This window comes from Streptomyces anatolicus (assembly GCF_019400875.1).
GTDB classification, from domain to species: domain Bacteria; phylum Actinomycetota; class Actinomycetes; order Streptomycetales; family Streptomycetaceae; genus Streptomyces; species Streptomyces anatolicus.
The window spans coordinates 1-6,170 of record NZ_WMBF01000388.1 but is presented as its reverse complement, the minus strand read 5'-3'; the positions used below and the strand labels follow the sequence as shown (position 1 = coordinate 6,170).

At 74.8% G+C, this 6,170-nt stretch carries 6 protein-coding genes and 1 tRNA gene; 4 read left to right on the top strand and 3 right to left on the bottom strand.

What is annotated here, in order from left to right:
• Positions 1-51 precede the first annotated feature (51 nt).
• Positions 52-123: transfer RNA gene (locus GKQ77_RS25540), tRNA-Gln, on the bottom strand.
• A 142-nt stretch (positions 124-265) separates the two neighbouring features.
• On the opposite strand from GKQ77_RS25540, the gene GKQ77_RS25535 reads away from it, so the two are divergent.
• Entirely contained in the window at positions 266-1,603 is a 1,338-nt protein-coding gene (locus GKQ77_RS25535; RefSeq protein ID WP_219691287.1) for a sensor histidine kinase, read from the top strand.
• Between the two features lie 41 nt (positions 1,604-1,644).
• Here GKQ77_RS25535 and GKQ77_RS25530 read toward each other — a convergent pair whose 3' ends face one another.
• Together GKQ77_RS25530 and GKQ77_RS25525 are read right to left on the bottom strand one after the other, a co-directional pair.
• Positions 1,645-2,160: an SUKH-3 domain-containing protein gene (locus GKQ77_RS25530; protein WP_219691286.1), complete on the bottom strand. Its 516-nt coding sequence runs from the start codon at positions 2,158-2,160 to the stop codon at positions 1,645-1,647.
• A gap of 65 nt (positions 2,161-2,225) precedes the next feature.
• Entirely contained in the window at positions 2,226-2,843 is a 618-nt protein-coding gene (locus GKQ77_RS25525; protein WP_219691285.1) for a YwqJ-related putative deaminase, read from the bottom strand.
• Here GKQ77_RS25525 and GKQ77_RS25520 point away from each other — a divergent pair.
• The 3 genes from GKQ77_RS25520 to GKQ77_RS25510 form a co-directional block, all read left to right on the top strand.
• Positions 2,842-3,273, top strand: coding sequence for a hypothetical protein (locus tag GKQ77_RS25520; protein WP_219691284.1), 432 nt, complete (start codon positions 2,842-2,844; stop codon positions 3,271-3,273). The genes GKQ77_RS25525 and GKQ77_RS25520 overlap by 2 nt on opposite strands.
• A gap of 166 nt (positions 3,274-3,439) precedes the next feature.
• A complete protein-coding gene (locus GKQ77_RS25515) occupies positions 3,440-4,435 on the top strand; it encodes an SMI1/KNR4 family protein (protein WP_219691283.1) in 996 nt (331 codons plus the stop codon).
• Between the two features lie 7 nt (positions 4,436-4,442).
• Positions 4,443-6,170, top strand: a 1,728-nt coding sequence (locus tag GKQ77_RS25510) for an SUKH-4 family immunity protein (RefSeq protein ID WP_504739867.1), incomplete at its 3' end; no start/stop codon positions are given.

The window sequence follows — 6,170 nt, the reverse complement described above, 5'->3', positions numbered from 1 at the left end:
GGAAATGGGGGCGGGTCCCGACCAAGAGGTCGGGACCCGGACCGAAGAAGGCTCCCCCGCCAGGACTCGAACCCGGACAGATGGCACCAAAAGCCACAGTGCTGCCAATTACACCACGGGGGAATAATTCGACCGAACCGGACAGTTAGCCGGTCCGCCGAACAGGCACCCAACACTATGCCGTACCAACGGCCTTGCGTGCGACGGCAGGGGGAGCCGGAAACTCACCGGAAAACCCACATGGAACGCCCGTACGCTGGAAGGCATGACCACGACGGGGGACGACCACACCGCGGCCATGACCGGGCCGTGGTGGTGGGAGAGGCGGCGTGCGGCCGCGTTGGATGTGGGGCTCGCGGTGGTGTCCGCGGCGGAGTGCGGGGCCGAGGGGGTGGCCTTCGCGCGGGACGCGGGGCTGCCGACCGCGGTGGGGGTCGGCTTCGGCGTCCTCGCGGGCGCGGCCATGCTGCTGCGCAGGCGCTGGCCCGTGGCTGTGGTGCTCATATCCATCGCGATCACACCCGCCCAGATGGGCTTTCTGCTGACGATAGTCGGCCTCTACACGCTGGCGGCCTCGGAGCTGCCGCGCCGGATCACCGGTGTGCTCGCGGGCATGTCGATGGCCGGGACGCTAATCGTCGCGCTGGTGCGGGCCAGCCAGGACCTGGCGGAGAAGGGCTCGAGCCCGCCGATAGGCAGCGAGTTCGTGCCGTTCTTCGCCGTCGCGGCGGCGATCGGCGTCACGGCGCCGCCGGTGCTGCTCGGGATGTACGTGGGTGCGCGGCGGCGGCTGATGGAGAGCCTCCGGGAGCGGGCGGACGACCTGGAGCGGGAGCTGCAGCTGCTCGCCGAGCGCGCGGAGGAGCGCGCGGAGTGGGCGCGCAACGAGGAGCGGACGCGGATCGCCCGCGAGATGCACGACGTGGTGGCGCACCGGGTGAGCCTGATGGTCGTCCACGCGGCGGCGTTGCAGGCGGTGGCCAGGAAGGACCCGGAGAAGGCCGTGAAGAACGCGGCGCTCGTCGGTGACATGGGGCGCCAGGCGCTGACGGAGCTGCGGCAGATGCTCGGGGTGCTGCGCACGGGTGACGGCGACGGGGCGAAGAGCGCGAAGCCGGTGGAGCCGGTGCCGCTGGCCGCCGTGGGGCACGCGGCTGCCGCGGCCGCGGCGGCGTCGCGGGCGGTGGACGAGGACGGGCCGTGTCTGGCCGACGTCGACGAGCTGGTGGGGCAGTCGCGGGACGCGGGGATGGCGGTCGACCTGTCGGTGGAGGGGGAGCCGCGTGGCTACGCCGCCGATGTGGAGCAGACGGCGTACCGCGTGGTGCAGGAGGCGCTGACCAACGTGCACAAGCACGCGGCGGGCGCGAAGACGTATGTGCGGCTCGCGCACCGCGTGTCGGAGATCGCGATGCAGGTGGAGAACGAGCCGCCGCCGGAGGCCGGCCCCTCGGACGCGAGGCTGCCGAGCGGGGGCAACGGCCTGGTGGGCATGAAGGAGCGGGTGCTCGCGCTCGGCGGGGTGTTCGTGTCGGGCCCGACGGACGGCGGCGGATTCCGCGTCTCGGCGGTGCTTCCGGCGACTGCTCCGGCGGCGGGGTAGCGGGATAGCGGAGTGGCGGGCCGGCGGTGGTCGTACGCCGGTCAGCTCGCCGTGAGCCGGGTGGGGCGGGCGCCGGTGACGAGGGTGGCGAGGGCCTGGTCGATGTGGGCGCCGAGGAACCAGTCGCCGCTGTGGTCGAGGCTGTAGACGCGGCCCTCGGTGTCGATGGCGAGCAGCGCCTGGGTCTCCGTCTCCTCGCCGATGGGGCACACCTCGGTGCTCAGGGCGCGGCCGAGGTCGCCGAGGGTGCGGGCGAGGTGCAGGCCGTACATGGGGTCGAGGTGCACGGTGGCGGGCGCTATCTGGCGGCCGGGGCCCTGCGGGGTGATGTGCAGTCCGCCGAACTCGGCCCAGGCCTCGACGGCGGCGGGGAAGACGCGGTGGCGGTGTCCGGCGGGTGAGGTGTGGCGGCGCAGGACGTCGGCCCAGATCTCGGCCTGCTTGATGTCCCAGCGCCCCTGGCGCCAGCCGGCCGCGCGCAGGGCGGCGTCCACGGGTACGGGGAAGCGGGTGCTGTGGCCGGTGGGGGCGGCGGTCGCGGTGTGGTCGGCGTGCATGGGGTGGCCCTTGTTCGGTCGGGGACGGTCGGAGGCGGTCGGTCCGGCTTGTGGCCGGGCGAGGGTCAGCCTTCGGTGGCCGTCGGGTCCACGACGCGTACGCCGAAGTGGGCCGTGAGGGCGGTGCAGGAGCGGCAGGGCTGGGCGAAGGAGCCGTGCAGCGGGTCGCCGTCCTCGCGGATGCGGCGGGTGGTCAGTTTGGCGTGCTTGAGGGCTTTGCGGGCCTCGCCGTTGGTCATCGGTTTGCGCGAGGCCCGCTTGGAGCGGCTCGCGTCGGCCGCCATGAGGTGGCGGGAGATGAGGATGGCCTCGGCGCAGCGTCCGGTGAAGCGTTCGCGCTGGCCGCTGGTGAGGGTGTCGAGGAAGTCCTGGACGAGCGGGTGGAGCGTCGGGGGCTCCTCGCCCCGGCCCGCGGTACAGGTGAGCGTGGTCTGACCGCGCACGGAGAGTGCGGCGGCGACGGTCGGCAGGATGCCGTCGCGGCGCTGGCGCAGGATGGGCGCGTGCGCGTCGGTGCTGCTCCAGCCGACGCGGGGGTCGCCGGACGCGGCGGCGCGGGGGTCTCTGGTGACGGGCGCGGGGTCGCCGGGGCCGGGGCCGGGGCCGGTGCCGGCGGCCGAGGCGGAGGCCGTGAGGGGCGCGCTGGTGGTGGCGGCGGTGGGGTGCCCGATGCTGGTTGCCATGACGGTCCCTGTGGTGGTGGCCATGCCGGGCCGCGTGGCGGTTGCCACGCCGGTTCCTGCGGTGGTGCTCATGCCGGAGCCCGCGGTGGCGGTGCTGCTCATGCCGGAGGCCGTGGCGCCCGCGGTGAGGGGTCCGGCGGCGCCTGCCATGCCGGAGCCCGCGGCGGTCGGCAGCAAGGATCCCGTGGTTGCCGCCCTGGCGGACCCCGCCGTGGTCGCCGTCGTGGACAGCGTGTGGGCCGACCTGCTCTGTGCCATGTTCATCGTGCTGTTCCCCTCCCCCTGGGCTCGCGCCCCTGCGCTCGCGGTCGTCACCGCGTGGTGCCACGCCCCCGCGTCGCGGGGGACAGCCTGCCAAATGGGGCGGGTGGTGCGGAAGCTGGGGCACCGCGACACGCCTGGCCTCCCCTCGGGGTTCGCCGCACGGTGACCGTCCGGTGGCTGCTGGTCATGGAACCGGAGGCCCGGTGACCGGTGTCGTCCTTACGCATAGGCTGTGTCGACATCCGCGGTACCGGAAGCCGCGGAAACCGAGAATCCGCGGACCCATATCCGCAGAATCAGAACTTTTCACCGTGCCGCAGGGGGCAACCGCCATGACGACAGGTCGGCTGGGGCAGCAGTCCGCGCCGCCGAACGCGGCCTACGCCGGGCAGGTCGTGCACTTCCCGGATCCGGTCCGCGCCGCCCGCCATCCCAGAGGGGTGCGGGTGGACGAGCGGGGCTATCCGGACTTCTCGCCGTACGCGCGTGCCGCCGCCGAGATCGCGGAGCCCCCGGAGGGCTTCGGCGTCGACGAACTGCGCCTGACGGACTACGTGTCGGCGAACGCGGCGATGGCGGCGGACGGCCACGACCTGTGGGACACGATCCCCGCGGTGGCGACCCCGCACGGCTGGACCTGGCACCACGTGCCGGACAGCCGCCGCCTCGAGCTGGTACCGGTCGAGGTGAAGGCGCTCCTGCGCCACCACGGCGGCATCGCGACGACCGCCGTGGACCAGGACAAGCGCGGCACGCGCCCGCTCCAGGAGACGCGCCCCGCGCACTTCGGCCTGCCGAAGGCCGCGGTCGCGGTGACGGAGCAGCAGGTCCAGGGCGTCGAGGAGGACCTGGGCTACCGGCTCCCCGGCGCCTACCGTTCCTTCCTGAAGGCGGCGGGCGGCTGCGCGCCGGTCGGCGCGGCGCTGGACGCCGAGTTGGGCCTCCTGGTGGACCAGCCGTTCTTCACGGTGCGGGACGAGGCCGCCGTCAACGACCTGGTGTACGTCAACAAGTGTCTGCGGGACCATCTCACCAAGGATTACCTGGGCGTCGGCTTCGTGCAGGGCGGCCTGCTCGCGGTGAAGGTCAAGGGGGAGCGGGTCGGTTCCGTGTGGTTCTGCGCGTACGACGACGTGCGCGACGTATCGGAGGCGGCCTCGTGGCCTCCGGCGGAGCGGGTGCGGCGGCTGCTGCTGCCGTGCGGCGACGACTTCGACGCGTTCCTGGCGCGGCTCGCGGGCAATCCGCCGGAGCTGGAGACCGTGGCGAACCTGATGGTGGACGGCGGCTTCGCGCGCGCCGTCCCCGTGTCCTCGGCTGGGGAGTGACTAGGCGATGGTGACCTTCGCGCAGGCGCAGGAGCGCGCCGAAGAGTGGATCAACGGCGAGGTGCCGGGCTATCAGCACCGGGAGGTGCGGGTCCGGGAGTTCGACCTCGGCTTCGTCGTCTGGGCCGAGGACCGCGAGAACGGCCCGGTCTCCGACGGCGGCGCCCAGCGGCTCGTCATCGCGCGGGACAGCGGCGAGGCCACGCTGTGGCCCTCGCTGCCCGTGGGCGAGGTGATCCGGCGGTACGAGGAGGAGTACGGGCTGCCGGACGCGGCGCCGGAGGACGCGGTGGTGCCGCCGCCGGAGCGGGTCGACCTCAATCAGACGTCGTTCCTGCTGACGCCTCCGGAGTGGCTCCAGGAGGCGGCGGACAAGATGGGGATCCCGGACCGGAGGGGCGGCGGCTCGTCCGAGGGGACGTCCTCCGGGGGCGATCGGGAGCCGTCCGACGCGGTGGCCTCCAGCGGAGCGGTGGCTTCCAGTGGGGCCGTGGCTTCCAGCGGGGCGGCGGATGACGGGAGTTCGGCTTCCGTGGAGCCCGTCACGCCGGATGGGGGCACGCCGTGGCCCGCGGCCGCGCAGGGCGGGGAGGCCGAGCCCGCCCGTGACGACAGCCTGCCCGCGACGTCGCCGGGCGTGCCCGTGGGTGCGACCCCGTGGGCCGGTACGGACACCAACGCCGACGAGGGCGAGGACCTTTCGGTGGCGGCGCCCGCGACGGTGTTCGCGCCGCCGCTGGTCTCCGGGGACGGGCCCCCCTCGCCGGGTGTGGCGCCGGAGGCCAAGACGGCCCTGATGCACGGAGGCAGCCACCTCCCGGCGACCGCCATCGCTCCGGCCCTGGACGGCCCTTCGTCGGCGCCGGGTGCGCAGGACGCTTCCGCGTACGGGTATCCGCAGGGTCCCGGTGCTCCGGGTGCTCCCGGTGCTCCGGGTGGCGCAGGGGCGAACGCGCCGCTGCCGCCCGCCGGTTCGCCGACCCCGCCGCCGGGTGCGCCGGACGCCTCCGCGTACGGCTATCCGCAGGGCCCGGGGGGCTCCGGCACGCCGCTGCCTCCTGAGGGCGCACCGGTTCCGCTTCCGCCGGGGGCTGACGCCTCTGCGTACGGGTATCCACAGGGTCCCGGTGCTCCGGCCGGCGCAGAGGCCAACGCGCCGCTGCCGCCCGCCGGTTCGCCGACCCCGCCGCCGCCTTCGCCGGATGCGCCGGACGCTTCCGCTTACGGCTATCCGCAAGGTCCCGGTGCTCCCGGTGGTGGCGCCGGATCCCACACGCCGCCGCCCACCGGTTCGCCGACCGCGCCGCCGCCTCCGTCGGGTGCGCCGGACGCCTCCGCGTACGGGTATCCGCAAGGGCCGCCCCCTGGGAGCACGCCGCCGCCCTCCGGGCCCGGCGCTCCCGGTACGCCCGCCGGTGGGTACGTACCGACGCAGCTCGTCTCCTCGCTCGGACCCGACGGCCCCAAGCCGCCCGCCGCGCCCGCCGCGCCCGCGCCTCCGGGGCCGCCCAGTGCCCCCGGTACGCCTCCGGGCGGTGTCCACCACGCCGCGACGATGTTCGCCGACCCGAGCCTCGGCGGCCCGAGCGCGCCCAAGCCCGAGGGGGCTCCCGGCACGCCCGCGCCTCCGGGGCCGCCCGGTGCTCCCGGTACGCCTCCCGGCGGTGTGCACCACGCCGCGACGATGTTCGCCGACGCGAGCCTCGGCGGGGTGCCCGGCGCGCCCAAGCCCCCG

Bases quoted from the DNA above. Each gene is read 5' to 3' on its own strand.
- GKQ77_RS25535 (WP_219691287.1), top strand. From the start codon at position 266: ATGACCACGACGGGGGACGACCACACCGCGGCCATGACCGGGCCGTGG.
- GKQ77_RS25530 (WP_219691286.1), bottom strand. From the start codon at position 2,160: ATGCACGCCGACCACACCGCGACCGCCGCCCCCACCGGCCACAGCACC.
- GKQ77_RS25520 (WP_219691284.1), top strand. From the start codon at position 2,842: ATGACGGTCCCTGTGGTGGTGGCCATGCCGGGCCGCGTGGCGGTTGCC.
- GKQ77_RS25525 (WP_219691285.1), bottom strand. From the start codon at position 2,843: ATGGCAACCAGCATCGGGCACCCCACCGCCGCCACCACCAGCGCGCCC.
- GKQ77_RS25515 (WP_219691283.1), top strand. From the start codon at position 3,440: ATGACGACAGGTCGGCTGGGGCAGCAGTCCGCGCCGCCGAACGCGGCC.